Origin of the sequence: Brachybacterium sp. Z12 (genome assembly GCF_014400405.1) — a bacterium.
In the GTDB taxonomy this organism is placed as follows: Bacteria; Actinomycetota; Actinomycetes; order Actinomycetales; family Dermabacteraceae; genus Brachybacterium.
This window is the reverse complement of record NZ_CP060496.1, coordinates 2,465,346-2,491,519: the sequence shown is the minus strand read 5'-3', so window position 1 is coordinate 2,491,519 and position 26,174 is coordinate 2,465,346. Positions and strand designations below refer to the sequence as shown.

17 protein-coding genes and 5 pseudogenes are annotated in these 26,174 nt (G+C 70.9%); 7 read left to right on the top strand and 15 right to left on the bottom strand.

Annotated features, from left to right (window positions below; all coding sequences use genetic code 11):
- Positions 1-251: 251 nt before the first annotated feature.
- Both H3H54_RS13125 and H3H54_RS13120 read right to left on the bottom strand, forming a co-directional pair.
- On the bottom strand, positions 252-983 hold the full coding sequence (locus H3H54_RS13125; protein WP_262424212.1) for a phosphotransferase: 732 nt from the start codon (positions 981-983) through the stop codon (positions 252-254).
- Positions 883-1,161: a hypothetical protein gene (locus tag H3H54_RS13120; protein ID WP_262424211.1), complete on the bottom strand. Its 279-nt coding sequence runs from the start codon at positions 1,159-1,161 to the stop codon at positions 883-885. The genes H3H54_RS13125 and H3H54_RS13120 overlap by 101 nt, the downstream gene beginning before the upstream one ends.
- A gap of 77 nt (positions 1,162-1,238) precedes the next feature.
- On the opposite strand from H3H54_RS13120, the gene H3H54_RS13115 reads away from it, so the two are divergent.
- Positions 1,239-1,955 carry a lysoplasmalogenase gene (locus tag H3H54_RS13115; protein WP_262424210.1) on the top strand — a complete coding sequence of 239 codons (717 nt, stop codon included), beginning with the start codon at positions 1,239-1,241 and terminating at the stop codon, positions 1,953-1,955.
- A 33-nt stretch (positions 1,956-1,988) separates the two neighbouring features.
- On the opposite strand, the gene H3H54_RS13110 is transcribed toward H3H54_RS13115, so the two are convergent.
- From H3H54_RS13110 to H3H54_RS13075, 9 genes and pseudogenes are all read right to left on the bottom strand, one after another.
- Positions 1,989-3,386 (bottom strand): TerC family protein, encoded by a 1,398-nt coding sequence (locus H3H54_RS13110; protein ID WP_262424209.1) that lies wholly within the window; start codon positions 3,384-3,386, stop codon positions 1,989-1,991.
- A 216-nt stretch (positions 3,387-3,602) separates the two neighbouring features.
- Positions 3,603-3,929 carry a plasmid stabilization protein gene (locus H3H54_RS13105; RefSeq protein WP_262424208.1) on the bottom strand — a complete coding sequence of 109 codons (327 nt, stop codon included), beginning with the start codon at positions 3,927-3,929 and terminating at the stop codon, positions 3,603-3,605.
- 41 nt (positions 3,930-3,970) lie between these two features.
- Positions 3,971-5,188, bottom strand: coding sequence for a Vms1/Ankzf1 family peptidyl-tRNA hydrolase (locus H3H54_RS13100; RefSeq protein WP_262424207.1), 1,218 nt, complete (start codon positions 5,186-5,188; stop codon positions 3,971-3,973).
- A 197-nt stretch (positions 5,189-5,385) separates the two neighbouring features.
- Positions 5,386-6,195, bottom strand: a complete 810-nt coding sequence (locus H3H54_RS13095; RefSeq protein WP_262424206.1) for an ABC transporter ATP-binding protein — start codon at positions 6,193-6,195, stop codon at positions 5,386-5,388.
- Positions 6,192-7,263: pseudogene (locus H3H54_RS13090) on the bottom strand (FecCD family ABC transporter permease). The gene H3H54_RS13095 and the pseudogene H3H54_RS13090 overlap by 4 nt, the downstream one beginning before the upstream one ends.
- Complete coding sequence (locus H3H54_RS13085; RefSeq protein ID WP_395962777.1) at positions 7,260-8,306, bottom strand: FecCD family ABC transporter permease; 1,047 nt, start codon at positions 8,304-8,306, stop codon at positions 7,260-7,262. Before H3H54_RS13085 ends, H3H54_RS13090 begins: the two are co-directional and overlap by 4 nt.
- 13 nt (positions 8,307-8,319) lie before the next feature.
- Entirely contained in the window at positions 8,320-8,958 is a 639-nt protein-coding gene (locus H3H54_RS19035) for an ABC transporter substrate-binding protein (protein WP_316249029.1), read from the bottom strand.
- Complete coding sequence (locus H3H54_RS19030; protein WP_316249028.1) at positions 8,955-9,359, bottom strand: hypothetical protein; 405 nt, start codon at positions 9,357-9,359, stop codon at positions 8,955-8,957. Before H3H54_RS19030 ends, H3H54_RS19035 begins: the two co-directional genes overlap by 4 nt.
- Positions 9,360-9,599: 240 nt before the next feature.
- Positions 9,600-11,218, bottom strand: a pseudogene (locus H3H54_RS13075) (NtaA/DmoA family FMN-dependent monooxygenase).
- 250 nt (positions 11,219-11,468) lie between these two features.
- On the opposite strand from H3H54_RS13075, the gene H3H54_RS13070 reads away from it, so the two are divergent.
- The 4 genes and pseudogenes from H3H54_RS13070 (at position 11,469) to H3H54_RS13055 (ending at position 17,950) form a co-directional block, all read left to right on the top strand.
- Complete coding sequence (locus H3H54_RS13070) at positions 11,469-14,180, top strand: ABC transporter substrate-binding protein (protein WP_262424205.1); 2,712 nt, start codon at positions 11,469-11,471, stop codon at positions 14,178-14,180.
- Positions 14,177-15,064, top strand: a complete 888-nt coding sequence (locus H3H54_RS13065; protein WP_262424204.1) for an ABC transporter permease — start codon at positions 14,177-14,179, stop codon at positions 15,062-15,064. Before H3H54_RS13070 ends, H3H54_RS13065 begins: the two co-directional genes overlap by 4 nt.
- A pseudogene (locus H3H54_RS19685) lies at positions 15,061-16,679 on the top strand (dipeptide ABC transporter ATP-binding protein). The gene H3H54_RS13065 and the pseudogene H3H54_RS19685 overlap by 4 nt, the downstream one beginning before the upstream one ends.
- Positions 16,676-17,950 (top strand): acyl-CoA dehydrogenase family protein, encoded by a 1,275-nt coding sequence (locus H3H54_RS13055; RefSeq protein ID WP_262424203.1) that lies wholly within the window; start codon positions 16,676-16,678, stop codon positions 17,948-17,950. Before H3H54_RS19685 ends, H3H54_RS13055 begins: the two are co-directional and overlap by 4 nt.
- 36 nt (positions 17,951-17,986) lie before the next feature.
- Here the strand turns inward: H3H54_RS13055 and H3H54_RS13050 are convergent, their stop codons facing one another.
- Positions 17,987-18,637 carry a mismatch-specific DNA-glycosylase gene (locus tag H3H54_RS13050; RefSeq protein ID WP_262424202.1) on the bottom strand — a complete coding sequence of 217 codons (651 nt, stop codon included), beginning with the start codon at positions 18,635-18,637 and terminating at the stop codon, positions 17,987-17,989.
- A gap of 59 nt (positions 18,638-18,696) precedes the next feature.
- On the opposite strand from H3H54_RS13050, the gene H3H54_RS13045 reads away from it, so the two are divergent.
- On the top strand, positions 18,697-19,287 hold the full coding sequence (locus H3H54_RS13045; RefSeq protein WP_262424201.1) for a thymidine kinase: 591 nt from the start codon (positions 18,697-18,699) through the stop codon (positions 19,285-19,287).
- Here the strand turns inward: H3H54_RS13045 and H3H54_RS13040 are convergent.
- Positions 19,280-19,780: a hypothetical protein gene (locus tag H3H54_RS13040; protein WP_262424200.1), complete on the bottom strand. Its 501-nt coding sequence runs from the start codon at positions 19,778-19,780 to the stop codon at positions 19,280-19,282. The two genes, H3H54_RS13045 and H3H54_RS13040, sit on opposite strands and share 8 nt — an antisense overlap.
- Before the next feature lie 61 nt (positions 19,781-19,841).
- On the opposite strand from H3H54_RS13040, the pseudogene H3H54_RS13035 reads away from it, so the two are divergent.
- Positions 19,842-22,630, top strand: a pseudogene (locus H3H54_RS13035) (GH92 family glycosyl hydrolase); the annotation flags it as partial.
- 448 nt (positions 22,631-23,078) lie between these two features.
- Here the strand turns inward: H3H54_RS13035 and H3H54_RS13025 are convergent.
- Both H3H54_RS13025 and H3H54_RS13020 read right to left on the bottom strand, forming a co-directional pair.
- Positions 23,079-23,924, bottom strand: a complete 846-nt coding sequence (locus tag H3H54_RS13025; RefSeq protein ID WP_262424198.1) for a TIGR02206 family membrane protein — start codon at positions 23,922-23,924, stop codon at positions 23,079-23,081.
- 92 nt (positions 23,925-24,016) lie between these two features.
- Positions 24,017-26,136, bottom strand: a pseudogene (locus tag H3H54_RS13020) (fructose-specific PTS transporter subunit EIIC).
- Between the last annotated feature and the right edge of the window lie 38 nt (positions 26,137-26,174).

The following is a 26,174-nucleotide window of genomic DNA, read 5'->3' as shown; positions in this document are numbered from 1 at the left end:
GGAGCGCGCCTCGGGCGGCTCTCGCGTCACGGACTTCGGCCACCGTAGGGGCACACCGCCCCGGTGGGGCAAGCACTCCGGGGTGGGATGGCGAGAACTTGACCCTTCCGTGCAAAGGGCATTGACCGCGGCACTCCCCGGCGCGGGGCTGTGACCGGCGGCGATGCGGCTGCCTAGGCGTGCGCGTCGGGTGACGGAGACTTGACCCTCACGATGTCGACCACGTCACGGTGACGGCTGCTGGACGTGGCTCAGGGCTCCTCGGCGGGGTTCAGCACGGCGGCCGCCGCAGCCCGATGCTCCGCCTCACCGGTCTCCAGGGCGAACAGGCCGTACGCGACGGGAGCGGCGGAGAACATCTCCGTGCAGTGCTCCGCCAGCCGCGGCCAGATCCTGCCGCCGCCGGCGACATAGGCCTCCAGGGCGCGTTCGAAGATCTCGGGCGGTGCACTGACCTGATGGAACATGAGATCTCTCGCGGGGTCGCCGATCGCCGCGGTGGTCCAGTCCAGGAGAGCCGAGATGCGTTCGCCCTCGACCAGGGTGTGGGCCGGATAGATCTCGCCATGGGTGAGCACGCTGTGCTGCGGCCAGTAGCTGTCCTCGGCGATCCACGCGGTCCAGCGGCCCCACAGTGCCGGCGAGATCTCGAACTCCGCGGAGACCCGGCCGAGGTCGCGCTGCCAGTCCTCGCGCTCCTGGGCGGGGAGCGCACCTCGATGCCGGTGGCGGCTGCCTCCGCGGCATCGATCGCGTGCAGTTGCGCGACCACCTCCCCGAGCGAGGCGGCGTAGGCGGGGGAGGCGATGTCGACGTGCCAGGTGACGGATCCGTCCGTCTCCACGCTGAGCCCTGGAGTGCCGGGGAGCAGCGGGTAGGCGATCAGCTCGGGGCTGCTGATCCGCCAGTCGGGCACCGCCACGTCCAGCTGGGGGCGACCAGGTCCAGGACCTTGCCCTCGACGTCGGCGCGCGAGAGCACATCGGTGCGCCGAGGAATGCGCATCACCCAGTGCAGCCCGTCGTGCGCGCGAGCGATCGCCACCCGGAAGTCCAGTCCCATCTCCTCGGTGCGGAGCGAGGGACCCTCGAGGTCGAGGCCGTGGGCGCTGGCCAGGGCGAGCAGGCGGTCCAGATCGTCAGGGGTCTGCGCGGCGGACATGCGGGCAGTGTGCCATCGCCGGTGCTCCCGCGGCCAGGACATTTCCGGCCGAGCGCGGTACGGCGTACTCTCCCGGCATGCGAGGGAGCACGGAAGAGCGGACACGACAGCCAGGAGCCGGGCCGAGACGCGCCCTGGCCCCCACTCTCGCGGGTCTGGCGGCAGTCTCCGGGGTGCATCTCGCCGCTCAGCTGCTGGATCTGCGCTGGCTCGCGGACTCCACCCAGGTGCTGCTGATGCCGCTGCTCGCCGCTGCGCTCCTGCTCGGCACCGCAGCGCCACGCGGGCGTCTCGTGCGCCTGGTGCTGGTGGGCCTGGGCTTCTCGTGGCTGGGTGACTCGCTGCCCAGGCTCCTGGACGGGCAGGCGGGGTTCCTGGCGATGCTGGGCGGATTCCTCATCGCCCAGGTCCTCTACGCCGTGGCGTTCTGGCCGTTCCGGCGACGGTCCGTGCTGGCCAGGCCCGCGCTGGTGCTGCCCTACCTGGTGGCCGCCGTGATGATCATCGTGGCCTGCGCTCCCGGCGCAGGACCGATGCTGCCGGCGGTGGCGGTGTATGCCGCGGCGATCGTCGCCATGGCGGTGCTGGCCACCGGGCTCGGCCGTCTCGCGGGACTCGGGGCGGCGGCGTTCGTCGTCTCCGACGCTCTGATCGCGATGAACTCGTTCGAGGTCCTGACCCTGCCGGGCCACGGCGTCTGGGTGATGAGCACCTACATCGCCGCCCAGGCAATGCTGGTGGCCGCGGTGCAGCGGTCGGCCGGCCACGGCAACGATGAACGGCGCCCTCGGTGAGACCGAGGGCGCCGTCAGCGGATGCGGGGAAGGTCAGCGCTTGCGGGAAGCGGCGTGGTCCTCACGAGCCTGCTCGCGTTCGCGACGCTTGGCCTCCTTCGCCGTGAGGGCTTCCTCCTCCTCGACGACGGTGATGACATTGCCGCTGGGATCGGTCGCCACCGTGCCGTCGGCACGGGTGACCACGAGGCCCTCCGGCTGCTCGTCGGAACGCTCATCGCGCTCGTTGAACTCGGCGCGACGGTCGTGGATGCGGTGCGCGTCGGCGAGGACCTCGCGCACGTTCTTCTCGGCGACGACCATGTCCTCGTACTTGTCGGGCAGGCTGTCCACGATCTTCTCGTTCGCGATCATGCGGTCGTAGATCGCATCGCGGCGTCGCTCGAAGTCCGCATAGGTCATCTCGATATAGGCCAGCGCCTCGCGGTGGGCGTTGTTCACCGTCGCCTGCGCCCTGCCCTTGGGCGACACCAGGGAGGCGATCACGGTGATGGCGAGGACTCCGACGATGACCGTCAGCGAGAAGCCGGTGGTGATCTCCGGGACGCTCATGACGGGCTCGCCGCCGTTGATGAAGGGCAGCTCGTTCTCATGCAGGGCGTGGAAGACGAGCTTCACGCCGATGAAGGCCAGGATGAGCGACAGGCCGTAGGAGAGGTAGACCAGGCGGTCCAGCAGCCCGTCGATCAGGAAGTACAGCTGGCGCAGGCCCAGCAGCGAGAAGACCGTCGCGGTGAAGACGATGTACGTGTTCTGGGTGAGGCCGAAGATCGCAGGGATCGAGTCGAGGGCGAACAGCAGATCGGTCGCACCGATGGCGATCATGACCAGCAGCATCGGGGTGAGGACGCGCTTGCCGTTCTCGATCGTGAAGAGCTTGTCCTCGTCGAACTCATCGGTCGCGGGGAGGAACCGCTTCACGACGCGGACGAAGAAGCCTTCCTTCTCCTCCTCGTCCTCCGAGGAGTCGTCCTTGAGCTCGTCGATGATCATCTTCGCTGCGGTGAACAGCAGGATGGCGCCGAAGAGGTAGAAGACCCAGGAGAACGCGTCGATCGCGGCGGCGCCGAGGGCGATCATCCCCGAACGGGCGATGATCGCGAAGGTGATGCCGAACAGCAGCACCTTCTGCTGGTCCTCGCGGGGGACTGCGAAGGCGCCCATGATCACGAGGAACACGAAGAGGTTGTCGACCGAGAGGGCCTTCTCGGTGACGTAGCCGGCGAAGTACTCGCCGCCCATCGTGGAGCCGCCGAAGAGGAAGACTCCGACGCCGAAGAGCAGGGCGATGCCCACGTAGATGGCGGACCAGATGGCCGCCTCACGGATCGTGGGGATGTGCGCCTTGCGCACGTGGAAGAAGTAGTCGAAGGCCAGAAGGCCCAGGACCCCCACGATGGTGAGGATCCAGATCAAGGGGGTGACGGTCACGGTTCTGCTTTCCTGGGTCGCGGAGTGGACCCGGGTCTCTCCACCGGTCGCACTGCGACCGGCCACTGCGCCCGGAGGACCATCGTCAGTCCTCGTGGTGACGTGCGCAGCGTGACGGATACTCCCCGTTGCCGCCAGGGAGTCTACACGCGGGCCGAGCGGAGGGAGAAGGGTGCCAGCGCCGGTGCAAGCGGGCTCACGTCCCCGGTAGGCGGCTCAGCGGTCGTCGACCGCGTCCTTCAGCTCGTCCTTGTCCATGGTCGAGCGCCCTTCGACGTCCTGCCGCTTCGCGTCCTCGTAGAGCTGCTCCTTGGTGCGTCCCTGCGCACCGGAGTGGGAGCGCTCGCCGCCCCGTTCGGAGGGAGACTTATCCTCCGTGGAGGTACGGCTCGCCTCCTCGGACTCACCCTCCTGGGCGCGGGTCTTGTTCACGGTGCGGGCGGCGATCTCCTCCGCCTCGTCCTCCGAGCTGCCACGGTCGAGCTGGCTGTCCTTGACGTGCTCGTACTGGCGCTCGCGCTTCTTGCTCCATGCGTCGGGCATGATCACTCCTGCTCTGCTCTGCTCTGCTCTGCTCGGTGCGGTCAGATCGCCGGGCGCCTCGGCCCGGTCCCGTCATCCTCATGCAGTCGGCACAGCGCGTCGAGGTGGGGGACCGAACGGTCGAGGACCGGCGGGGCGCGATCCGGGGGAGCGTCACTCGCGGCGAGCATCCCCGACATCGAGCCGATGCTGTTGGACGGGGTGGAGTCGTCCCGCCAGCGCAGCAGCGCCCCGATCCCCTCGGGGATCCCTTCGGCGTCCCCCTCGAGCGCGGAGACCGACGCATCGGTGCCCAGGGCCCCGCGCAAGAGCTCCTCGATGCCGCCGGGTTCGCTGCCGCTGACGAACACGAGCTCCTCGACCTGGCCGCGGTCCAGGGCCTGCGAGACCTCGGCCGCACCGCCGACGGATGCGCCGTCCCCGGACTGGCTCTCCCGGAACCGGGTCGCGAGCTCCTGCTGCCGGCCGGTGATGAACTCGCGCGTGGTGCGGTCCAGCTCCTCCCGGAAGGGGCCGCGGTCCAGGGATGCGCCGCGAGCTCCGCCAGAGACCTCGATGAGCCGCTCGCGGGTCTCCCGGCCCAGCGCATCGCGCAGCAGACCCATCGCGCGCACGTCACCGCTGAGCATGACCATGTCCACGTGCTTCTCGCGCAGCACCTTCTCGACCGCGGAGGCGACCGCGTCGGCGTTGCGCTCCCAGGAGTCTTCCACGCGGGCCTCGTAGTTGTCGGCGCGCCAGCCGTGCTGGGCGCCGCCGCCGAGGCTCGCCTTGTGGAGGACATCGTGACCGCCCTCGACCGTCGCATCGCTGCCGAGACCGTTCGGGCCGTGCGCGATCGAGGGGTTCTCCGGGGCGCGCAGGTGCAGATCCGCTCCGGCGCGGTCCACGACGATCAGCAGCTGGCTGACCGCGAACGGGATCAGCTGCAGCAGCGGCAGCAGCTGGGGGAACTCCCCGCGATGAGCGGATTCACGCACCGGGGGCACCGGCAGCACGCGGTCCACCAGGATCTCGGAGTCCGAGGCGAAGATCGACCTGCCGTGCCTGCCGCCCAGGGGCGAGGGGCTCAGCACCGATTCCTCGATCCTCGCCAGGAGGTCGTCGGGCGCGCCGTCCGCCGCGAGTCGTGAGCGCATCTGCGCCCATCGCGCCTCCAGCTCGCTCGCCGCCTGCGGATCGGTCCGCGTGGTGTCGAGATGGACGGAGACGATGGGACCGGACTGTTCGAGGACGGGCGAGAGCCAGGGCAGTTTCACAGGGGGACCTCCAACGTGCTCGACGTGCGGGGAGCGAGCACCCGGCTCGGCCTCGTCACCCCGCCTGGATCTGCTCAACCCTTCCACGTGGGCACTGCAGCCGCAAGGAGTCAGCGCGCACGGACGTCTCCCGGAGCGTCACGGCCCGGCCCCCGGCTCTCACCCGAGGAGGGGTTGAGGGCGGCGCGTCACCCGGGTCAGCACGGTTCCGCCACGTGATGCCGACCGATCGGGACCATCAGCGGGGTGCCGGAGACAGGGTCGGTGATGACCCTGCTGCGCAGTCCGAACACGTCGGCCACGCGCTGTTCGGTGAGCACCTCGGCCGGGGCCCCTGTCGCCGCGACCACGCCGCCGGCGATCATGACCAGCTGGTCGCTGTAGCGAGCGGCGAGGTTCAGATCGTGCAGCACCATCACGACCGTGATCCCGTGCGCCCGATTCAGGTCCGTCAGCAGGTCCAGCACCTCGACCTGGTGGCTCACGTCCAGGAAGGTGGTGGGCTCATCGAGCAGGAGGAGGTCGGTGCCCTGCGCGAGCGCCATCGCGACCCACACACGCTGCCTCTGACCGCCGGAGAGCTCGTCCACCGGCCGCTCGGCGAGATCGGCGGTATGGGTGGCGTCCAGCGCCGCGGCGACCGCGTCGTCGTCAGCCGTGCTCCAGCGGGAGAAGAGCCCCTGGTGGGGGTGTCTGCCGCGTCCCACGAGATCCGCGACCGTGATCCCCTCGGGGGTGATCGGGGATTGCGGGAGCAGTCCCAGGGTGCGGGCGAGCTGTTTGGCCGGCATCCGATGGATCTGCTGGCCGTCCAGCAGCACCTGCCCCTCTCGCGGGGTCAGCAGGCGCGCCATCGAGCGCAGCAGGGTGGACTTGCCCGAGGCGTTCGCGCCCACGATCGAGGTGATGCCGCCGGCGGACGGTTCGAAATCCAGGCCCTCGATCACGGTGCGTTCGCCGTAGCCGAGGGTGAGGTCCTCCACGCGGAGGGTGTGGTCGGTGGTCACAGGGAGCTCCCTCGCCGGTTGACGCTGATGATGAGGTAGAGCAGGTAGGGGGCGCCGAGCACCCCGGTCACGACGCCCACCGGGTACCGGGTGCCGGTGGCGAACTGGCCCACGAGGTCGGCGATCAGCACCAGCAGCGCCCCGACCAGGGCGGCGGGCAGCAGCGGAGAGGTGCCGGGGCCGATGATCCGCACCGCGATCGGGCCGGAGAGGAAGGCGACGAAGGCGATCGGTCCGCAGGCCGCGGTGGCGACGGCGATCAGGCCCACTGCGGCGACCACGACCACCAGCCGCATCCTGCCCACCCGCACCCCCAGGGCCTGTGCGGTGTCCTCACCCAGCTGCGCAGCACGCAGGTCCGCGACGCGCGAGAGCAGCACCGGGCCCAGCACCACGAGCGACCCCAGCACCGGCAGCGCCTGCTCCCAGGAGGTGTTGTTCAGACTGCCCGTCAGCCAGCGCAGCGCCTCCTGGAGATCCCACTGACCGGCCTTCGACAGCACCCAGTCGGTCAGGCTCGTCAGCATCGCGGAGATGCCGATGCCCACCAGGATCAGGCGCGTCCCGGCCACGCCACCGCGAGAGGACAGCACGTAGATGGCCAGGGCCACGAGGAGGCCGGCGCTGATCGCCAGCAGCGAGACAGCAGGCCCGGACAGGCCCAGGATGACGATGCCGAAGGCGGCGGCTGCGCTCGCCCCCGAGGAGATGCCGATGATGTCGGGGCTCGCCAGGGGTTGCGCAGCATGGTCTGGAAGGTGACGCCGCCCAGGCCGAAGCTCGCGCCCGCCAGCACGGCGAGCACGGCGCGGGGCAGCCGGAGCCGTCCGACGGTGAAGCTCGCTCCCTGGACCTCGTGGCCCAGCAGCACTCGGAGCACATCGCCCGGGGATGGAACGTGCGCCCCACCATCAGGGCCAGGCAGAACACCACGAGGATCGCTGCGGCGAGCGCCCCGAGGGTGAGGGCGGCGCGGCGCCGACGGTGTCGACGCGAAGCAGCGACGCGCGAGAGGGTGGTGAAGTGTGGCGGGACGGTCGGGACGGTCGGGGCGGTCGGGGCGCTCACAGGTGGGCCAACCGCTGGCGGCGCACGATGGCGATGAAGAAGGGGGCGCCCAGCAGGGCGGTGATGATGCCGACATCGAGCTCCTCAGGGCGGGCCACGATCCGGCCCAGCACGTCGGCGGCGGTCAGCAGGGCCGCGCCCACCAGCGCGCTGAACGGGAGCAGCCAACGGTGGTCGGGGCCGATCAGCAGGCGGCAGGCATGGGGGACCACGAGGCCGACGAAACCGATCGGGCCGGTCACGGCGGTCGCCGCCCCGCACAGCACCACCGCGCCCAGCGCGGCCGCCGCCCGGGTGACGGCGACCCGTTCACCGAGGCCCGCGGCGAGCTCGTCGCCGAGCGCAAGGGTGTTCAGGCCGCGGGCGGTCAGGAGGCACAGCACGGCCCCGACGAGCAGGAACGGGCCCACCTGCGCCAGGGAGGCGTAGGTCCCGCCGCCGACGCCGCCGATCTGCCAGGAGCGCACGCTGTCGCCGATGTCCGAGCGCGGAAGCACCACGGCGCTGATGAAGGAGGTCAGGGCCGCGCCGGTGGCGGCTCCGGCGAGGGCGAGCTTGAGCGGGGTGGCCCCACCCTGCCCGAGTGAGCCCAAGGTGTAGACGAGCACCGCCGTCAGCGCGGCGCCGAGGATCGCGACCCAGATGTAGGACGAGGCGGCCGCGAGCCCGAACCAGGCGATGCCGATCACCACCGCGAGCGACGCACCGGTGTTGATGCCGAGGATGCCGGGATCAGCCAGCGGGTTGCGGGTCACGCCCTGCAACACCGCGCCGGAGACGCCCAGCGCTGCGCCGGCGGCCACCGCCAGCAGGGTGCGGGGGATGCGTTTGGCGACGGCGGCCGGACCGAACCCCTCGGTCGAGCCACCGAGCGCGGCGAGGATGTCCTCGAGGCCGACATCCCGCGAGCCGACCGTCACCGAACAGGCGGCGATCAGCAGCAGCACGAAGGCGACGACGACCATCCAGAGCGTGCGGGCCCGGGACGCCCGCCGCAGGAGTGCGGCGGTCGTTCCGGGGGCGGCGGGTGCGGTGGCGGTCACGGGCGGCCGTGGCTCAGGAGGAGGCGTTCGCTGCACGCTCGAGCTCGACCAGGTAGTCCTCGAGGATGTACGAGATCGCCAGTGGAGTCGGGTTCGCGGCGGTCCCCAGCGGACTGTCGCCGGGCAGGTGCACCACGGCGCCGTTCTGCACGGCAGGCATCTGCGACAGCAGCGGATCCGCTTCGAGGGCGGCCACCAGCGTCTCGTCCCCGTAGGTCACGATGATCTCCACATCGTCGAACACATCAGCTTGTTCAGCGCTGATGGAGGAGGAGAACTCGTCGGTCTCGGCGGAGGCGTCCTGGACGCTCTGCGCGATCTTCATGCCGAGGTCCTCGAAGAACATCGTGCGGGTGTCGTGTGCGGTGTAGAAGTTGACGGTGGAGAGGTCCGAGGTGTCCACGTGCGTCAGGAACATGACGCTCCTGCCCGCGAGCGCGGGGTGCTGCGCGACGGTCTCTTCGATCTGGCCCTCGAGGTCCGTGATAAGGGCGGCGCCCTCCTCCGCCATGCCCATTCCCGCAGCGTTGGCGGTGATCATGTCCCGCCAGGAGGTGCCCCAGGCGACCTCGGGGAAGGGGAGGGTGGGGGCGATCTCGGTGAGGGTGTCGTAATCCTCCTGGGTGAGGCCGGAGTAGGCCGCGAGGATCACGTCGGGGAGGTGTCGGCCACGCCCTCGAAGTCGATGCCGTCCGATTCGTCGAAGAGCACGGGCGGTTCGGCGCCGAGCTCCTCGAGCGCGGCCTCGACCCAGGGGAGCATGCCGTTCGCGTCGTCATCACCGAAGTTCGCTGCCGCCATTCCTGCGGGCACCACCCCCAGTGCCAGGGGCACCTCGTGGTTCGCCCAGGCCACGGTGCTGATGGCCTCGATCGTCGCGGGGATCTCGGTACGGCCGAAGGCGTGCTCGATGAATTCTGCGCGCGCGCCCGTGCCGTCGGCACCGGTCGCGTCGCCGCCCGGGGACGTGGAGCCCTCGGCGGAGCAGCCGGCCAGGACGGCGCCGAGGGTGAGGGCGGAGCCGACGAAGGCACGACGGGAGAAGTGGGCCATGGAAGACCTTTCGGGAGGCCGCGAGGCGGCACGCAACTTAGGTTTGCCTCACCAAAGTTAAGGGTGCGCCGGCCTGTCCGCAAGGCAGCGATGCGAACAGCCCTGGCGCGTTTCGGGCATGCCGGGGTCGACGTCTCGACAGGTTGCCCACTACCGGGGCCCTCGCTCCGCAGTGCGCAGCCACTCCCGGGCATCGTCGACAGCGTTCCCCGCCAACCGCCCCGGCCGGCGCTGGACCGCTCAGGCGACGCCGACGCCGGCCGGGTCCCAGGCCTGTGACCGGCCGGAACCTGCGGTGAACGCGCTCGCGGGGCGGTGACCGTCGAGCTGGGCGACCTCCTCGATCGAAAGGTTCCCCGTCAACCGGGGCAGGGTGTTCCGCACCCGAGCAGTCGTCGAGCCGTCGTGGAAGACCGTCCCCGCGGCCGTCTCGAAAGGGGTGTGAATGTGCGCGAGCTCACGCTCAGGCGCTGCGTGAACGGCACTTCGGCCCTGGGCTCCGCGGGGCCGTAGGACATCGGCGCGCTGGTGCCGCTGCTCAGACCCCCGATCCGCGAAAGCGCCCCGGAAGCGGGCGGCGGGATGCTCCTCCGGAAGCCGGTCGGCGCCACTCAGCCGATGGCGCAGGGTGCCCTCCGCCTCGGGCAGACGCCCGCGCTCGCGCAGGATCGGCGAGACCAGCTCGGCGAAGTCCCTGACCGTGTCGAAGGAGTGGTACTGGCGCAGGTTGATCCCGTCGATCCCGTCCACGTCGAGCCAGTGCTCGATCGCGTCCGCGACGACCTCCGGCGTGCCAGCCACGAAGAACCTGTCCTGCCAGGCCTCGTCGACGGCGTCCAGCAGCTCACCGACCGTTGCGGAGGAGCCGTGCCGGCCCACCGGGGTGTCCGCGGGCAGGCCCTCGATCTCGAGAGCCTCGGCGATGGTGCGCTCGCGCGGGTGCTCGAGCGCCCGGATCGGCACCGACTGGTGGACGAGCATGCCTTCGAGGGAGCGATGCTCCTGATACTGGGCGAGCTTGGCGTCGACCTCCTCCTGGGTGCGACCGGTGATCACCGCGGCCTGGACCACGAACTTCGGATCCGCGGGATCACGGCCCGCCTCCTGGGCCGCGGCGCGCACGGCCGGGACCGTGCGCTCGAGCAGCGGGCCGTGGGTGAAGACGAGCTCGGCATGGCGCCCGGCGCGCAGGGCGCCCGCCGGGACGCGGTGGCGAGGATCAGGGTCGGGGTGCGCTGCGGGGACGGTTCGGACAGGTGGGGGCCGGCGACGGAGAAGTTCTCCCCGACATGGTCGATGCGATGGACCTTCGCGGGGTCGGCGTAGATGCCGGCCTCGGCGTCGCGGAGCACGGCGTCCTCCTCCCATGACCCCTCCCAGAGCTTGTAGAGCACCTCGAGGTATTCGTCCGCGATCTCATAGCGGTGGTCGTGCTCGATCTCCTCGGCGAGCCCGAAGTTGCGGGCAGCATTGGGGAGGTACGAGGTGACGATGTTCCATCCCACCCGGCCGCGGGTGAGGTGGTCCAGCGTGGACATGCGCCGGGCGAAGGCGAAGGGCGGCTCGTAGCTGGTGGAGAAGGTGATGCCGAAGCCGAGTCGCTCGGTGACGGCGGCCATCGCCGGGACCACCAGCATCGGGTCGTTGTTGGGGATCTGCAGCCCCTCCTGCAGGGCGGTCTCGGCGGAACCGCCGTAGGTGTCGTAGGCGCCCACCACGTCGGCGAGGAAGATCGCGGTGAAGCCGCCGGATTCGGCGATCCTCGCAAGCTCGGTCCAGTACGTCAGGTCGGTGTAGCGGTGACGGTTGTTGCCGGGCAGCCGCCACAGGCCGTGGGTGATGTGGCCGACGCAGTTCATCTCGAACAGGTTGAGGATCAGGGGCTTGGGGGACATCGGGGCTCCATTCGCAGTGCGCGGGTGAGGTCTGCTGCTGTCGTGCACGATCCACCCCGGGGCGGGTCGGTGCACGCCCTGTGAACCCCGTGACTGGGAGCGACGACCGCGTTCACGGCCCTGTCGCGCTGGTTCGCGCACCGTCATTAACCTTTGAGCCTCCCCAAGTGATGCTTAGGGTCTCGGTGTCCGTCACCGATCGAGGAGGAGCCCTGTGAGAGCTCGCCCCCTGGCCACCGTCCTGGCCGCCTGCATCGCCGCAGTGCTGGTCTCCGGCTGCGCTGCCCCGGCGCCGGCGGATCAGCTGCCGCCCGGCACGAAGGAGGGAGGCCACCTGGTGTACGCGACCGATCGCGAACCCACCTGCCTGGACCCCCACAACAGCGGCGACATGCCCCAGACCTACATCGCACGCCAGTACCTCGACTCGCTCGTCTCGATGACCCGGGACGGCAGCGTGGTCCCGTGGCTCGCCGAGTCCTGGACCATCTCCGAGGACGGCCTGGTCTACGAGTTCACCCTCGCAGAGGGAGTGAAGTTCACCGACGGCGAGCCTCTGGATGCCGAGGCCGTGGTCGCGAACTTCGAGCACATCCTCGACCCGGAGACCCAGTCCTCGACGGCGCTGCTCTACCTCTCTCCCTACTTCGATTCTGCCGAGGCCGTCTCCGAGCACGTCGTGCAGGTGACGCTGAAGCGGCCCTACTCCCCGCTGCTGACCGTTCTCTCCCAAGCCTTCTTCGGAATCCAGTCGCCCGTGGCGATGGCCCGCGGCCTGCAGGAGAACTGCCGCTCACCTATCGGCACCGGTCCGTTCATCATCACCGAGTGGAAGCGCGGCCGTGAGGTGTCCATGGTCCGCAACGAGGACTACAGCTCCGCGCCCGCGGATGCGAAGCACCAGGGACCCGCCTACCTGGAGCAGCTCACCTGGAGGTTCCTCAAGGACAACACCGCACGCTTCGGGGCGCTGCAGTCAGGGAAGGCGCAGGTGATCTTCAACCTCCCGCCCGAATCGGTGCCCGCCGCCGCGGCCGACCCCCACATCGCCACCGACGACTTCGTCCACGCCGGCATCCCGTTCGCCCTCGACCTCAACGCCACCTCACCGGCGCTGTCCGACCTCCGTGTGCGCCGCGCCATCGTCCACGCGGCCGATGCACCCGGCATCGTCCGCAGCGCCTATGCGGGGGTCTTCCCCTACGAGGGCAATGCGATCTCCTCGGGCACCCCCACCTACGATCCCGCGTTCGGTGAGCCCTACCCCTACGACGCAGACCGCGCCGGGGCACTGCTGGACGAGGCGGGCTGGACCGACCGGGACGCCGAGGGGTACCGCACCCGGGACGGCGAGCGGCTCACCCTGCGCTTCCCCTTTAACTCCGACCCCGGGGAGACCCCGCCCGCCGACCTCACCATCTACCAGAACTTCCAGGCCATGCTCAAGCGCGTCGGAGTGGAGGTGCAGCTGCTGCCCTCGGACGCCGCCACGATGACCGCGATGCGCAGCGACCCCACCGCCTACGACATCCAGGGCCGCTACTGGAACAGCCCGAGCCCGAACGTCATGTACATCAAGTTCTCCCAGGAGACCCTCGAGAGCTGGGCAACGGCCAGAACGTCTCTCTCGCCTACGACGAGGAGCTGGACCGCACCCTGCTCGCCGCCGCGGCGACCACCGACCCCGGCGAGCAGCAGCACCTCTACTCCGAGGCGCAGCGGCTGCTCACCGCCCAGGCCTGGCACATTCCTCTCTATCCCATCCAGACCCGTCTGGCCCTGCGCACGGACCAGGTGCGCGACGTATGGATCGAGCCGAGCGAGGGCGAGCCCGTCCTCCATGACGCCTACCTCGTGCGAGAAGGGATCTGAGATGACATCCACCGCAGCACCCGCAGCGCCCGCATCCACCGTCCCCGTCCCCGTCCCCGCCGCAGCCGCCCCGGTACCGGACTCGCCTGCCTCGGCCCGGACGCGTCTGCGTCTCCTGGCCCTGCGCGGGACAGCCCAGCTGGGATCCGCCCTGCTGCTGCTGTGGGCCGTGGCCTCCATCGTGTTCCTGCTCCAGCAGATGGTGCCCGGCGACCCGGCGCTCGCCATCCTCGGCGGGGCCTCCGCGAACCCGCCCCCGGAGACGGTCGAGGCGGTGCGCGCGCAGTACGGCTTCGACCGACCGCTGCTCGCGCAGTACCTGAGCTTCCTCGGCGCCCTGGCGATGCTCGACCTCGGTGAGTCCTACACGATGAAGGAACCCGTGGTCGCGGTCATCGGGGAGCAGATCATCCCCACCCTGCAGCTGACCGGTGCCGCGCTCGCCGTGGCCTGGGCCGTCGCCCTGACGCTCACCCTGGCCACCGCCGGCAGGCGCGGCCTCGTGGGACGGATCGGCTCCGGCATCGAGGTGCTCCTCGCCGCGCTCCCGCACTTCTGGCTCGGCGTGGTGCTGCTGGTGGTCTTCGCGGTCACGCTCCGCTGGCTGCCGGTGGTGGACGGCGGGCCCGCCGGGATGGTGCTGCCCGCCCTGACGCTCGGCCTGCCGCTGGGCGGATTCCTCGCCCAGGTGACCCGGGACGAGTTCGATGCCGCCCTGCGCCAGCCCTTCGTGCTCTCCGCCCGTGCGCGCGGCGCTTCCTGGCACGACGTGCGACTGCGCCACGTCCTGCGTCACGCCGCCCTGCCCGGCATCGCGCTGTCCGGATGGGGCCTGGGATCGCTCATCTCGGGAGCCGTCGTGGTCGAGGTGATCTTCTCCCGGCAGGGGATCGGGCAGCTCCTGGTCTCCGCCGTCACCACCCAGGACCTGCCGCTGGTGATCGGGGTGACCTTCGTGGTGGCCCTCGTGTATGTGCTCGCCAACCTCCTCACCGACTTCGCCGCCGCAGCCGTCGACCCGCGGCTGCGCTCCTCGATCGGACACACCCCATGACCACTCTCGCTCCCGCCGCCGAAGCCCCCGTCCTCGAAACCGCCCCGCCCGCACCGACAGCCCGGCGCCGCCGCGCGCCCCGAGGGGTCGGGCTCTGGCTCGCCGTCGGCGTGGTCGCACTGGTCGTGCTCGCCGCCGTGCTGCCGGGCCTGCTGGCCACCCACGACCCGCTCGAGATCAACCTCTCGGAGAGCTTCGAAGCTCCGAGCGCCGCACACCCCTTCGGCACCGATCAGTCCGGGCGGGACGTCTACAGCCGCGTCATCCACGGGGCCGGGCAGTCCCTGCTCATCGGCCTCGGCGCCACGGCTCTGGGCCTGCTCGGAGCGCTGCTGCTGGGGCTGACCGGCGGGCTCGGCGGCCGCTGGGCAGACGGCGCGGTCACCCGCGTGATCGAGGTGCTGTACGCCTTCCCCGGCATCCTGCTGGCGCTCATCCTCATCGCCGTGTACGGGAACAGCGCCCTCACCCAGATGGTCGCCGTCGGGATCGCCACCATGCCCGGTTACGCGCGGATGGTGCGAGCCCAGGTGCTCGCCGTGCGCCAGGCAGGCTATGTGGAGGCGGCACGTGCCCTCGGGCATCCGCCGCGGCGGATCCTGCTGCGCACGATCCTGCCCAACGCCTTCCGCCCGCTCACCGTGCTGATCACCCTCGGCATCGGCCAGGCGATCGTCTGGGCGGCGGCCCTCGGCTTCCTGGGGATGGGAGTGCAGCCGCCCACCGCGGAGTGGGGCGCGATGCTCAACGCGGGCCGCAACTACATCCAGCAGGCCTGGTGGATGGACTTCTTCCCCGGCATCACCATCGTCCTGTTCACCCTGTCGCTCACCGTGATCGGTCGTCATCTGCAGCGCGCGAGCGATTCCGGAGTCACCCGATGAACCCGCTGATCCGCGTCGAGGACCTCCGCGTCTCCTTCGACAGCACCCCGGTCGTCCACGGCATCTCCTTCGAGCTGCGCGCCGGCAGCTGCGTGGGGATCGTGGGCGAGTCCGGCTCCGGCAAATCCGTCACCGCCCGCAGCCTGCTCGGACTGAACGGACCCGGTGCGACGGTCACTGCCGAGACCCTCGCCATCGGCGACACGGACCTCCTCACCGCCCCCGAGGCCCGGCTGCGCCGGCTCCGGGGCGCCGAGGTCGGCTACGTGCTCCAGGACGCGCTGGTCTCCCTGGACCCGCTGCGCCCAGTCGGCGCCGAGATCGCCGAGCCGCTGCGGCTGCACGGAGTGCCCCGCTCCCAGCGCGAGCAGAGGGTCCACGAGCTGCTGCACTCCGCCGGTGTTCCCGAACCCCGGCTGCGCGCCCGCCAGCGCTCCGGCGAACTCTCAGGCGGTCTGCGCCAGCGGGCGCTGATCGCCGCGGCTCTCGCGCTGGACCCCGGATCCTCATCGCCGATGAGCCGACCACTGCCCTCGACGTCACCGTCCAGGCCCAGATACTCGACCTCCTCGAGCAGAGCCTCGGCACCGGCCGGTCGCTGCTGCTGATCAGCCACGATCTCGCCGTGGTCGAGCGGCTCGCGGACCACGTGGTGGTGATGCAGGACGGCCGGGTCGTCGAACAGGGGCCCACCCACGAGGTCCTCTCACGTCCCCGCGATCCGTACACGCGACGGCTCATCGACGCCGTCCCCTCGGCCCGCTCCCGCGGCAGCCGCCTCTCCCCGTCCCCGCCGCAGCCCCTGCCGCAGCTCACGCGCGAGCATCGGGACACGGACCAGCCTGTGCTGCGCCTCGAGCACGTCACCAAGCGCTATCGCGGCCCCGACCGGCGAGAGCGCACCGTGGTCGACGACGTCTCCTTCGCACTGCACCCCGGGGAGACCCTCGGCATCGTGGGCGAGTCCGGCTCCGGCAAGTCGACCGTCGCCCGGATGGCGCTCGCACTGACCCCGCCGAGCAGCGGACGGGTGCTGCTGGATGAGCAGCCCTGGTCCGACCTGGCCGAACGACACCGACGACCGCATCGACGCCGCATCGGCGTGGTGCACCAGGACCCGCTGGGCTCCTTCGACCCCCGTTGGGAGGTGGGCCGCACCCTCGCCGACGCACTTCCCGCCCAGCTGACTCCCGCTGAGCGGACCGCTCGCGTCGAGGAGCTGCTGACCTGGGTGGGACTCGACGGCGGGCACGCCCATCGGCACCCGCTCACCCTCTCGGGAGGCCAGCGGCAACGGGTCGCGATCGCCCGCGCCCTCGCCTCCGCACCGGACGTCCTGGTGCTCGATGAGCCCGTCTCAGCGCTCGACGTCTCCGTCCAGGCGCAGGTCCTCGACCTGCTCCAGGACCTGCAGAACGCCCTGGGCGCCGCTTATCTGTTCATCTCCCATGACCTCGGCGTGATCCACCACCTCAGCGACCGCGTCCTGGTGATGCAGGGCGGCCATGTCGTCGAATCGGGGACCGCCGACGAGGTGCTCCACGCACCGCGGCATCCATACACCAGGCAGCTCATCGCCGCACTGCCCCGTCCCCACCTCGAGGAGATCGCATGACCGTCACCGCCCCTCCCACACCCGGCGACCTGCGGGAGCGTTTCGCCCCGCTCCTGCAGGAGATCGCCGCCGGCTCCGCGGACCGCGACAGGCAGCGCCGCCTCCCGCACGAGGAGGTGAGGGCGCTCGCCGCAGCGGGCTTCACCGCGATCACCGTCCCCCACGAGCACGGGGGAGCAGGCGCCGACGTCGAGACGCTGATGCGTCTGCTGATCGACCTCGGAGAGGCGGACTCGAACCTGCCGCAGCTGCTGCGTGCTCACTTCGCCGTCGTCGATGATCTCCTGCACGGCACCGAACAGGGCGATCCCGCGCCCTGGTTCGCCCGCATCGCGGCAGGAGAGATCTTCGGCAACGCGAGCCACGAGCGCAGCTCCGCGACCGTGGGAGACCTCGCCACGACCGTGCGACCGGACGGCGACGGATTCCGGATCTCGGGGATCAAGCATTACTCGACCGGCTCCCTCTTCGCCGACTGGATCCTCGTCTCCGCCGTGACACCGGAGGGACGCCGCGCCCGCGTCACCGTCGGCCGCCACGACGCCGGGGTGGACGTGCGCGATGACTGGGACGGCTTCGGGCAGACCCTCACCGGCAGCGGCACCACCGTGCTCGAGGACGTGCCCGTCCCCGCTGAGCGGGTGACGCTGCTCGAGGGCGGCGACGGAGCCGTGACCGCGAAGACCTCCTTCCTGCAGCTGGTGCTGCTGGCCTCCTTGGTGGGCGTGGGCCGGGCGGCGCTGCGCGACGGCATCGACTTCGTGCGCAGCCGCACCCGGGTGTACTCCCAGGGCGTCGGCGCCACCGCCGCCGAGGACCCGCTCGTCCAGCAGGTGATCGGGCGCCTGGCAGCCACCGTCGCCGCTGCCGAGGACTCGGTGCTCGCTGCGGCCCGGGCGCTCGCCGAGGCGCAAGCCGCCCGCGGCGCCGAAGGGGTGGGGGAGCTGGCCGACGCCGCTGAGCTGCGCACGGTGCAGGCCCAGATCACCGCGGTCGCCGGGGTCCTGGAGGTCACCACTGAGCTGTTCGAGGTGGGCGGCGCCTCCGCCACCTCGCGCGGCCGGGCGCTGGACCGGCACTGGCGCAATGCCCGCACCCTGTCCTCCCACAATCCGGTGATCTACCAGGAGCGTGCCATCGGGGATCGGCTGCTGAACGGGACGGGGCTGCTGTACTTCTGGTCCACGGGGAGTCCTCCTCACAGAAGCAGGCTCCGACGCCGGCGGGCCCGGCCGTCTGAGGGCGGGGGCGGAGCCCCGGCGCCCGGGTGAGGCGGCCGGCGCCCGTCGCTCACGAGGAGACGCGGATCAGTCCGAGCTGGTGTGCTCGAGACCCGCGCTGCGGGCGACCTCGCGCCAGTTCTCGGCGAGGGACGGCACCGAGGCGTGGGCGTTCAGCCCGCTCGGCTGCGGCACCACCCATAGCGTGGTGCGGGCGGGCCAGCCCTCGATCGTCGCCGGGTCCTGGAGGCCGAGCCGTGCCTTGGGCAGGGCGTACGCGGCCCGGAACGCGGTGATCCCGGCGATCGCGACAGTGCGCGGGCGCAGCTGCTCCAGCCGCTCGATCAGGTGCGCACCGGAGCGCTGCAGCTCCTCCCGCCCCAGCTCATCCGCGCGGACCGTGGCGCGGCCGATCAGGTTCGTGATGCCGATGCCACGGCGGAGGAGATCCTGCTCGTCCTCCGGATCCAGGCCGCGGGAGGCGTCGACCAACCTCGAGGTGAGCCCCGCCCGGTGCAGCGAGGGCCAGAACCGGTTGCCGGGGCGCGCGAAAGGCGCGTTGACCGCCGCGGTCCACAGGCCGGGGTTGATGCCGACGATCAGCAGGCGCAGCGGGTCGCTGTGCGCGCTGTCCGGCAGCACGTCGTCGATCGAGTCGGGATCCGCTGTGGCGAAGGCGGCCAGGTCCTGCTTGGTGGGCTTCCGGCCGGCCAGGGGAGAGGGGCGCCGTGTGCTCATCCGGGCACTGTACTTCGAGCAGCCAGGCGCAGAGACCGCGGCGCACGTACGCTCATGCCATGCGCCCCATGGAGGCAGGACGACTGCACGTGATCGCTGGCCCGATGTTCGCCGGCAAGACCGAGGAGCTCCTCAGGAGGGTCCGACGGGCCCGGCTGGCGGGACTGCGGGCAGAGGTCACCGGGCACCGGCTCGACGAACGCGGCGGCGGTGGGCGGCGACTGAGCACCCACACCGGGCGCAGCACCTCCGCACGCATGCTCGAGGATGCGGAGGAGCTGCTCGCGCTGACCCTCGAGGATCCACCCGATCTGATCGCGATCGATGAGGCCCAGTTCTTCGGCCCGGCGATCGTGCCGGTGATCCAGCAGCTGCTTGAGGCGGGGATCCGGGTCGAGGTCGCCGGACTGTGCATCACCTACGACGGCGGGCCCTTCGAACCCGTACCGACCCTGATGGCGATGGCGGAGGAGGTCGTGAAGCTGACGGCGGTGTGCACCGTCTGCGGTGCCGACGCCGCCTTCCATATCCGGCTCTTCGAGGACGCCTCGGATCCGCTCACGGCGACGGCCGCGCAGATCGGCGGCAGCGAGTCGTACCAGGCGCGGTGCCGCACCCACCGGCGGGAGCGGGTCGCGGGCCTCAGGTGATCGGCTCGGCGCCCGGTTCGATGACCTCGATGCCGTCCAGGTCCCACTGCCCATCGATGCGCCGCACGTAGTAGCGGAGCTTGACCTCGACGTCCTCGCCCGCCGAGGAGTACGACTCGGTGACCTCGAAGATCGCGTAGCCCTGGCGGTTGATGCGCTCGTCGACCTCGTAGTCCACGGAGGAGAAGTGCCCCAGTTCCTCCTCGAAGATCGAGCAGCTGGTCAGGCCGGTCGCCTCGCGGTAGCCCTCGGTGGTGGAGTCCATGAAGAGCTCGCAGTCCGTGGTCCCGAGCGCCGAGTAGAAGTCCTCGAGCGTCGTCTGCGGATTGCCCCGGGTCAGCACCTGGAACGCGATGACGACTGCGAAGATCCCTATGACCAGCAGACCGAGGGCGGCCACACCGGCGACGAGCAGCCAGTGCCACATCGGCCGCTTGGGCCGACCGGAAGGCGCGGGCATCGGGCGCCCCTGCGGCGACTGTGCGTAGATCATGGCTTCTCCCGGGCTGGTAGGACGTCTGTGAGGAGTATCCCGCACTCGTACGGAGCCCGCGATGGGGAGGACTCCCCTCGGGCACGCCTCGCCGCGACGGGGACCGTCAGTCGATAGCCTGGCGCGCATGATCGTCACCGCAGACCAGGGCCCCGTGGGATCGCCGACCAGCAAGGACGGCGCCGGTCTTCTCGCACCCTCTGCGCTGCGGTACGCCGGGCACGCCGGCGAGCGCACAGCAGCAGCGGCACCGGTGATCCACGGTCTCGAGCAGCTGCACGGCCGCACCATCGCGCCCGGAGACGTGCTGCGCTGGTTCGTCCACCCGGCACTGGATGCGGCACAGAGCTGGGGCGCGACCCATGTGGCGGTCGACCTCGAGCTCGATGATGGCAGCCTGCTCTCCGATGCAGCGCCCCGTGACCAGTACGGCACCGAGGCCACCGCGTGCGGCCTCGGCGAGGGGAAGATCCTCTACGCGGACCAGTGGAACGACGTGCAGGTGGACCTCTCCGACCTCGCCGGCCGCACCATCACCGAAGTGCTGCTGGTCCTGGACGCCCCCGTGGACCCTGAGGCCGACCTCCTCGAAGAGGCCGACGGCCCGACCGAGCGGGCGCGGGACGATGAGGAACCGCTCTTCGGCTGGATCGATGGTCCGTACCTGGGGCCCCTTCCCGCGGATCCGCCGCTCGAGGACCCGGTGGCCTGGGTGGACACGCGGCGGGGGAGCCACGCCTCCGGCGACTTCTCCCGCGGGAACACGCTGCCGCTGACGGCGCTGCCCAACGGCTTCGCACTCTTCACCCCGGCGACCGATGCCCGCACCCGGCGCTGGGTGTACGAATACCACCGTGGCAACGGGCCGGACAACCGGCCTCGGCTCGAGGGCATGGCGCTGTCCCACCAGCCCAGCCCCTGGATGGGGGACCGCCACCAGCTCATGATGATGCCCCTGCTCGGGTCGTCGCCCGATGCGGGGCCGGCGGCACGCGCGCGAGCGTTCGACCACGCTCAGGAGAGCGCGCGGCCGGACCTGTACGAGGTCACCATGGACGGTGACATCACGCTGCGCCTGGCCCCGACGGGCCACGGCGCGATCTGCGAGATCGAGCTCCCCGCCCAGGACGAGAGCCCGCATCTGCTGCTCGAGGGGATCGACGAGCACTCCCGGATCGATGCGGCAGGCTCCGTCTTCGACGGCCGGGTGCACGCCTGGGTCGATTCCTCACCCACGCAGGGCCATTCCCGCACCGAGGGCGCCACCCGCATGTACGTCCTGGGACAGGTGGATCCCGCCCCCATCTCCGTGGAGCATGCCCGGGGAGAGAGCACGGGCAGCGTGCTGACCTTCGCCCCTGGCACACGCCGGATCACGGTGCGCCTGGCCACCAGCTATCTCGGGGTCGAGCAGAGCCGGCGCACCTTCGCCCAGGAGCTCGCCGAGCGCTCCTTCGAGGAGATCCGCGCCGCCGCACACGCCGCCTGGGCCGAGCGCCTGCAGGTGATCGATGCACCGGATGCCACCCCGGCACAGCGCCGCACCCTGTACGGCAACCTCTACCGGCTGAACCTCTACCCCACCTCGCAGTGGGAGAACGCAGGCACCGCCGATCGCCCGGAACCCGTCCACGCCAGCCCGGTGCTCCCGGCCAAGGGCAATGCCACGGCGACCCGCACCAATGCCCAGGTCCTGCCGGGCAAGGTCTACGTCAACCACGGATTCTGGGACACCTACCGCACCTGCTGGCCCGCCTATGCGCTGCTGTACCCGCAGCTCGCGGCCGAGCTCGCGGACGGTTTCGTCCAGCAGTTCCGCGAAGGAGGCTGGATCGCCCGCTGGTCCGCGCCCGGCTACGCGGACTGCATGACCGGCACCAGCAGCGACATCGCCTTCGCCGATCTCCAGGTCAAGGGCGTTCCCCTGCCCGATCCGCTGAGCGCCTACGAATCCGGGCTGCGCAATGCGACCGTCGCCCCGCCCTTCCCGGAAGTCGGCCGCAAGGGCAACGAACGGGCAGTGTTCACCGGCTACGTGGACATCGATACCGAGGAATCCGTCTCCTGGGCGCTCGAGGCGCACATCAACGATGCGGGACTCGCCGCCCAGGCCGAGCTGCTCGCGCGCCGCGCCTCGGACGAGGGCGAGGAGCAGCACGCGGCGCAGCTGCGCGAGGAGGCGCACTATCTGCGGGCACGGAGCCTGAACTACACGCTGCTGTTCGATCCCGCAGTCGAGTTCTTCCAGGGCCGCCGAGCCGACGGCGCTTTCGCGCAGAGCCCCCAGGAGTACGACCCGCGCACCTGGGGCGGGGACTACACCGAGACCGACGGCTGGAACTTCGCCTTCCACGTCCCGCACGACGGCGAAGGGCTCGCCTCCCTGTACGGCGGCCGGGAGATGCTGCACGGCCGGCTCGAGGAATTCTTCGACACCCCTGAACGGGCCGACCGCCCGGGCAGCTACGACCGGGTCATCCACGAGATGGTCGAGGCCCGGGCGGTGCGGATGGGGCAGTTCGGGATGTCCAACCAGCCCTCGCACCACATCCCCTTCCTCTTCCATCACGTCGGCCTGCCCGAGGAGGCCTCCCGCATCGTGCGGGAGGTGCATCGCCGGCTGTTCGTGGGCGAGCAGATCGGCCAGGGCTACCCGGGGACGAGGACAACGGCGAGATGAGCGCCTGGTGGCTGCTGACGGCGCTGGGCCTGTACCCGCTCCAGCTCGGGACCGGCCGCTACCACCTGGTGGCTCCGCTGTTCCCCCGCGCGACCGTCCACCCCCTGGGAGGGGAGCCTTTCGCGATCACCACCGAGGCCGCGGATCCGCAGGACGTCTGCATCACCGGGATGACCGTCGACGGGCGCGAGCACCGCGCCTCCTGGATCGACCACGCGGAGCTGCGGGGCCGGCTGCATCTGCGCCTGGCGGCGGAGCCGGAGGGCTGGGGCGAGATCCCGCCGTCGCTGAGCGCACCGGGGGAGCGGCCGCAGCCGCTGCGGGACCTGTTCGGCGCCGATCCGTCGGATCCGCTGCTGGATGACGACTCCCGCACCGAGCGGGAGTTCGCGGCCGCGAGCGCGGTGATCAAGCTGCCTGAGCTGGGCGAGCCGCAGCAGGCACGCTTCCTCACCCTGACCTCCTCCGCGCAGGCGGGGGGGATCCGCTCGCCTGGCGGCTCGAGGGCTCGGACGATGGGAAGACCTGGGAGCTGCTCGATGCCCGCTCCGGGCAGGGATTCCGGTGGCGCCGCCAGACGCGCCCCTTCGAGATCTCCTCCCCGCGGCCCTGCACCCATCACCGCCTGGTGGTCTCGTCCTCCCAGGGCCCGCTGCGCCTCGCGGAGATCGAACTGCTGTCCTGAGCGGCCGCGGGCCGCCGCACGAACCCTCCGGGGCCGGAGAGCGGGGTGCCCCGCCGACGGTCCACCAGCACCCACGGTAGAGTCATCAGCGCCCACACCACTGCGATGAGCACAGCTTCGACCAGCAGGTACTGCGGCCAGGGACCGAGCACGTCGAGGACCGAGGGCCCGGAGGGAGCCCGGTTGAGATAGCCGTAGTTCGCGCCGGTCAGGGCATTGCCGGTGAAGGCGATCGCCGCCCAGCCCACCGTCACCGCATAGGCGATGCCGCAGCCGCGCCAAGTGGGCCGGTACCCGAGCCCCCAGATCAGCACCACCGGAACCAGCACCCCGGTGCCGTGAGCGAGCCAGTACTGCACGAACTCCAGCGGGATCCAGACGAAGTAGTTCAGGTCCGGGGTCAGCACGGACTGCAGGTTCAGCGTCAGCCCCCAGAAGTACGCGACCGCGATCGCCCACCGTGCCTGGGTGATGAGGACGAGCGGGAGCAGGAAGCGCAGCGCATCGGAGTAGTGCAGCGGCAGGGACTCCTCGAGGTTCCAGGCCCAGGGCATGAATCCCCACAGCGTCCAGAAGATCGAGTTCACCAGCAGCAGCCACCCCACAGCCCGCAGCACCCTGCCCACCTGTACGGGATCGGCGCGCCGCACCCAGGCCACGGCGGCAGCAGTCGCAGCGACGATGAGCGCGAGCATGCTCAGATGCACGCCGCCGTAGGCGGGCATGTGGCCCAGGGAGCCCTCGGCGAGCAGCAGCTCGCTCGGTCCGGTCTCCGGCATCGCTGCTCCTCGCGCTCAGGTGCTCTGGGGTCGGGGAGAGCATACGAGAGCGCCCCGCCGGAGCGGGGCGCTCTCGGGATCACTGCAGGTGCTCAAGCGGTGACGGTCCGGCGGTGACTGAGCTCCTTGAGAACGGTCACGAGCGCGGCGGAGACCAGCGTGCCCACGATGATCGCCACCAGGAATCCCCAGATCGGGTTGATCGCGAAGGCGACGAAGATCCCGCCGTGCGGGGCCTGTGAGCCCACTCCGAAGGCCATGATCAGGGCACCGGTGGCAGCGCCACCGGCCATCATCGAGGGGATCACGCGCAGCGGGTCAGCCGCAGCGAAGGGGATTGAGCCCTCGGTGATGAATGCCGCCCCGAGCAGCCAGGCGGTGGTGCCGTTCTCCCGCTCGACGGGGAATAGAGCTTCCGGCGCACCACGGTGGACAGCGCCATCGCCAGCGGCGGCACCATACCCGCGGCCATCACGGCCGCCATGATCTGGAACGCCGCCTCGGTGCCCTGGGAGAGGCCGGCGGTCGCGAACAGGTACGCGGCCTTGTTGACCGGCCCGCCCAGGTCGAAGCACATCATCAGCCCGATGATCACGCCGAGCAGGAGCGCGGAGGAGCCGGACATCCCGGTCAGCCCGTCCTGCAGGGCGGTCATCAGGGACGCCAGCGGGCGGCCCAGGAACAGCAGCATCAGACCGCCCACCACGAGGGTGGTCAGCAGCGGATGATCACCACGGGCATCAGCCCGGCAAGCCACCGCGGCGGCTTCAGGGTGGTGAACCACAGAGCGACCAGGCCGGCCAGCAGACCGGTGATCAGGCCGCCCAGGAATCCGGCGCCGATGGCCAAGGACACGGCCCCACCGATGAAGCCCGGAGCGATGCCCGGGCGTCCCGCCAGGCCGAAGGCGATATAGCCCGACAGCGCCGCGACCAGGAAGCCCATGCCGAGGTCGCCGAGGGTGAACAGCACTGCACCGAGGTAGAGGGTCATGCCCGCCCGCTCGGTCTGCATCGCCCCGGTCGCACCCTCATAGGTCTGCTGGTCCGGAAGAGAGGTCAGCGAGAAGGTGGTCGCGACGTCCTGTGCCACGAAGGCCACGTCGAAGCCGCCGATGAGGAAGCCGAGCGCCATCAGCAGGCCGCCCGCGGCGACGAAGGGGATCATGTAGGACACGCCGGTCATCACGGCGCCCTGGATCCTCCGCGGCCAGGACTGCCGCGACCCCGACTGCGAGGAGTCAGCAGAGCCGCTGCCGGACGCGCCGGCGGTGGGCACGCGCCGGGCCGACGGGTCCGAGGAGGCGGCGACGGCCTCGTCGATCATCTGCGGTCCATGGGAGATGGCCCGCTTGACGGGATGCTCCACGAGCGGCAGGCCCGCGAAGCGCTCCCGTCCGGTGATGTTGACGTCCGCGGCGACGATCAGGCGCTCGCCGCGGCGATCTGCTCCTGCGTGAAAGGGGTGATCCCGCCGGAGCCCTGAGTCTCGACGTGCAGCTCGACACCCTTCTCCTTCGCGGCATTCTCGAGCGACTCGGCCGCCATATAGGTGTGGGCGATTCCGGTGGGGCAGGAGGTGATCGCGAGCAGGACCGGCGCCTCGCTCGACGCCTCGCCGTCGGTGGTCGCGGAGGTGCCAGCAGCGGCAGTCCCGGCAGCGCCTGCGCCAGTGCCAGTGCCAGTGCCCGCACCAGTCGCCGTCGCTCCCGTGGCGCCGGAGGGCACTGTGCCTCCGGCGGGGGCGGCAGCCGGCTCCGGGGCGGGCTCGAGGATGCCCATCACCAGATCGGAGACCTCATGAGGCTCCTGCGCCGCGCGCAGATCGGCGAGGAACTCCGGCCGGATCAGGGCTCGGGAGAGCTGGGCGAGGAGCTTGAGGTGCTGGTCATCGGTGCCGGCCGGAGCAGCGATCCCGATGATGAGATCCGCGGGCCCGTCGGTCGAACCGAAGTCCACGGGCTCCGCCAGGCGCAGGAAGCCCAGCGCCGCCTCGTGCACCGCGTCGGTGCGGCAGTGGGGATCGCGAAGCCGCCGGGCATGCCGGTCGCGAAGGACTCCTCGCGCTTCAGCAGCCCCGCTTCGAGACCGTCGCGATCAGCGCGGCCGGTGGCGGAGATGAGATCGGCCATCAGGCCGATCACGGCGTGCTTGTCTCCGGGAGGGGCGACCTCCAGCCGGACCAGATCGGGGGTCATCAGGGGAGTGGACATGGGTTCTCCTTCGAACGGGCTCATCCCGCACTGCAGGA

Bases quoted from the DNA above. Each gene is read 5' to 3' on its own strand.
- H3H54_RS13125 (WP_262424212.1), bottom strand. From the start codon at position 983: ATGTGCTCTCGCGCGCCGACGTCGAGGGCAAGGTCCTGGACCTGGTCG.
- H3H54_RS13120 (WP_262424211.1), bottom strand. From the start codon at position 1,161: ATGTCCGCCGCGCAGACCCCTGACGATCTGGACCGCCTGCTCGCCCTG.
- H3H54_RS13115 (WP_262424210.1), top strand. From the start codon at position 1,239: ATGCGAGGGAGCACGGAAGAGCGGACACGACAGCCAGGAGCCGGGCCG.
- H3H54_RS13105 (WP_262424208.1), bottom strand. From the start codon at position 3,929: ATGCCCGACGCATGGAGCAAGAAGCGCGAGCGCCAGTACGAGCACGTC.
- H3H54_RS19030 (WP_316249028.1), bottom strand. From the start codon at position 9,359: ATGGCCCACTTCTCCCGTCGTGCCTTCGTCGGCTCCGCCCTCACCCTC.
- H3H54_RS13065 (WP_262424204.1), top strand. From the start codon at position 14,177: ATGACCACTCTCGCTCCCGCCGCCGAAGCCCCCGTCCTCGAAACCGCC.
- H3H54_RS13055 (WP_262424203.1), top strand. From the start codon at position 16,676: ATGACCGTCACCGCCCCTCCCACACCCGGCGACCTGCGGGAGCGTTTC.
- H3H54_RS13050 (WP_262424202.1), bottom strand. From the start codon at position 18,637: ATGAGCACACGGCGCCCCTCTCCCCTGGCCGGCCGGAAGCCCACCAAG.
- H3H54_RS13045 (WP_262424201.1), top strand. From the start codon at position 18,697: ATGCGCCCCATGGAGGCAGGACGACTGCACGTGATCGCTGGCCCGATG.
- H3H54_RS13040 (WP_262424200.1), bottom strand. From the start codon at position 19,780: ATGATCTACGCACAGTCGCCGCAGGGGCGCCCGATGCCCGCGCCTTCC.
- H3H54_RS13025 (WP_262424198.1), bottom strand. From the start codon at position 23,924: ATGCCGGAGACCGGACCGAGCGAGCTGCTGCTCGCCGAGGGCTCCCTG.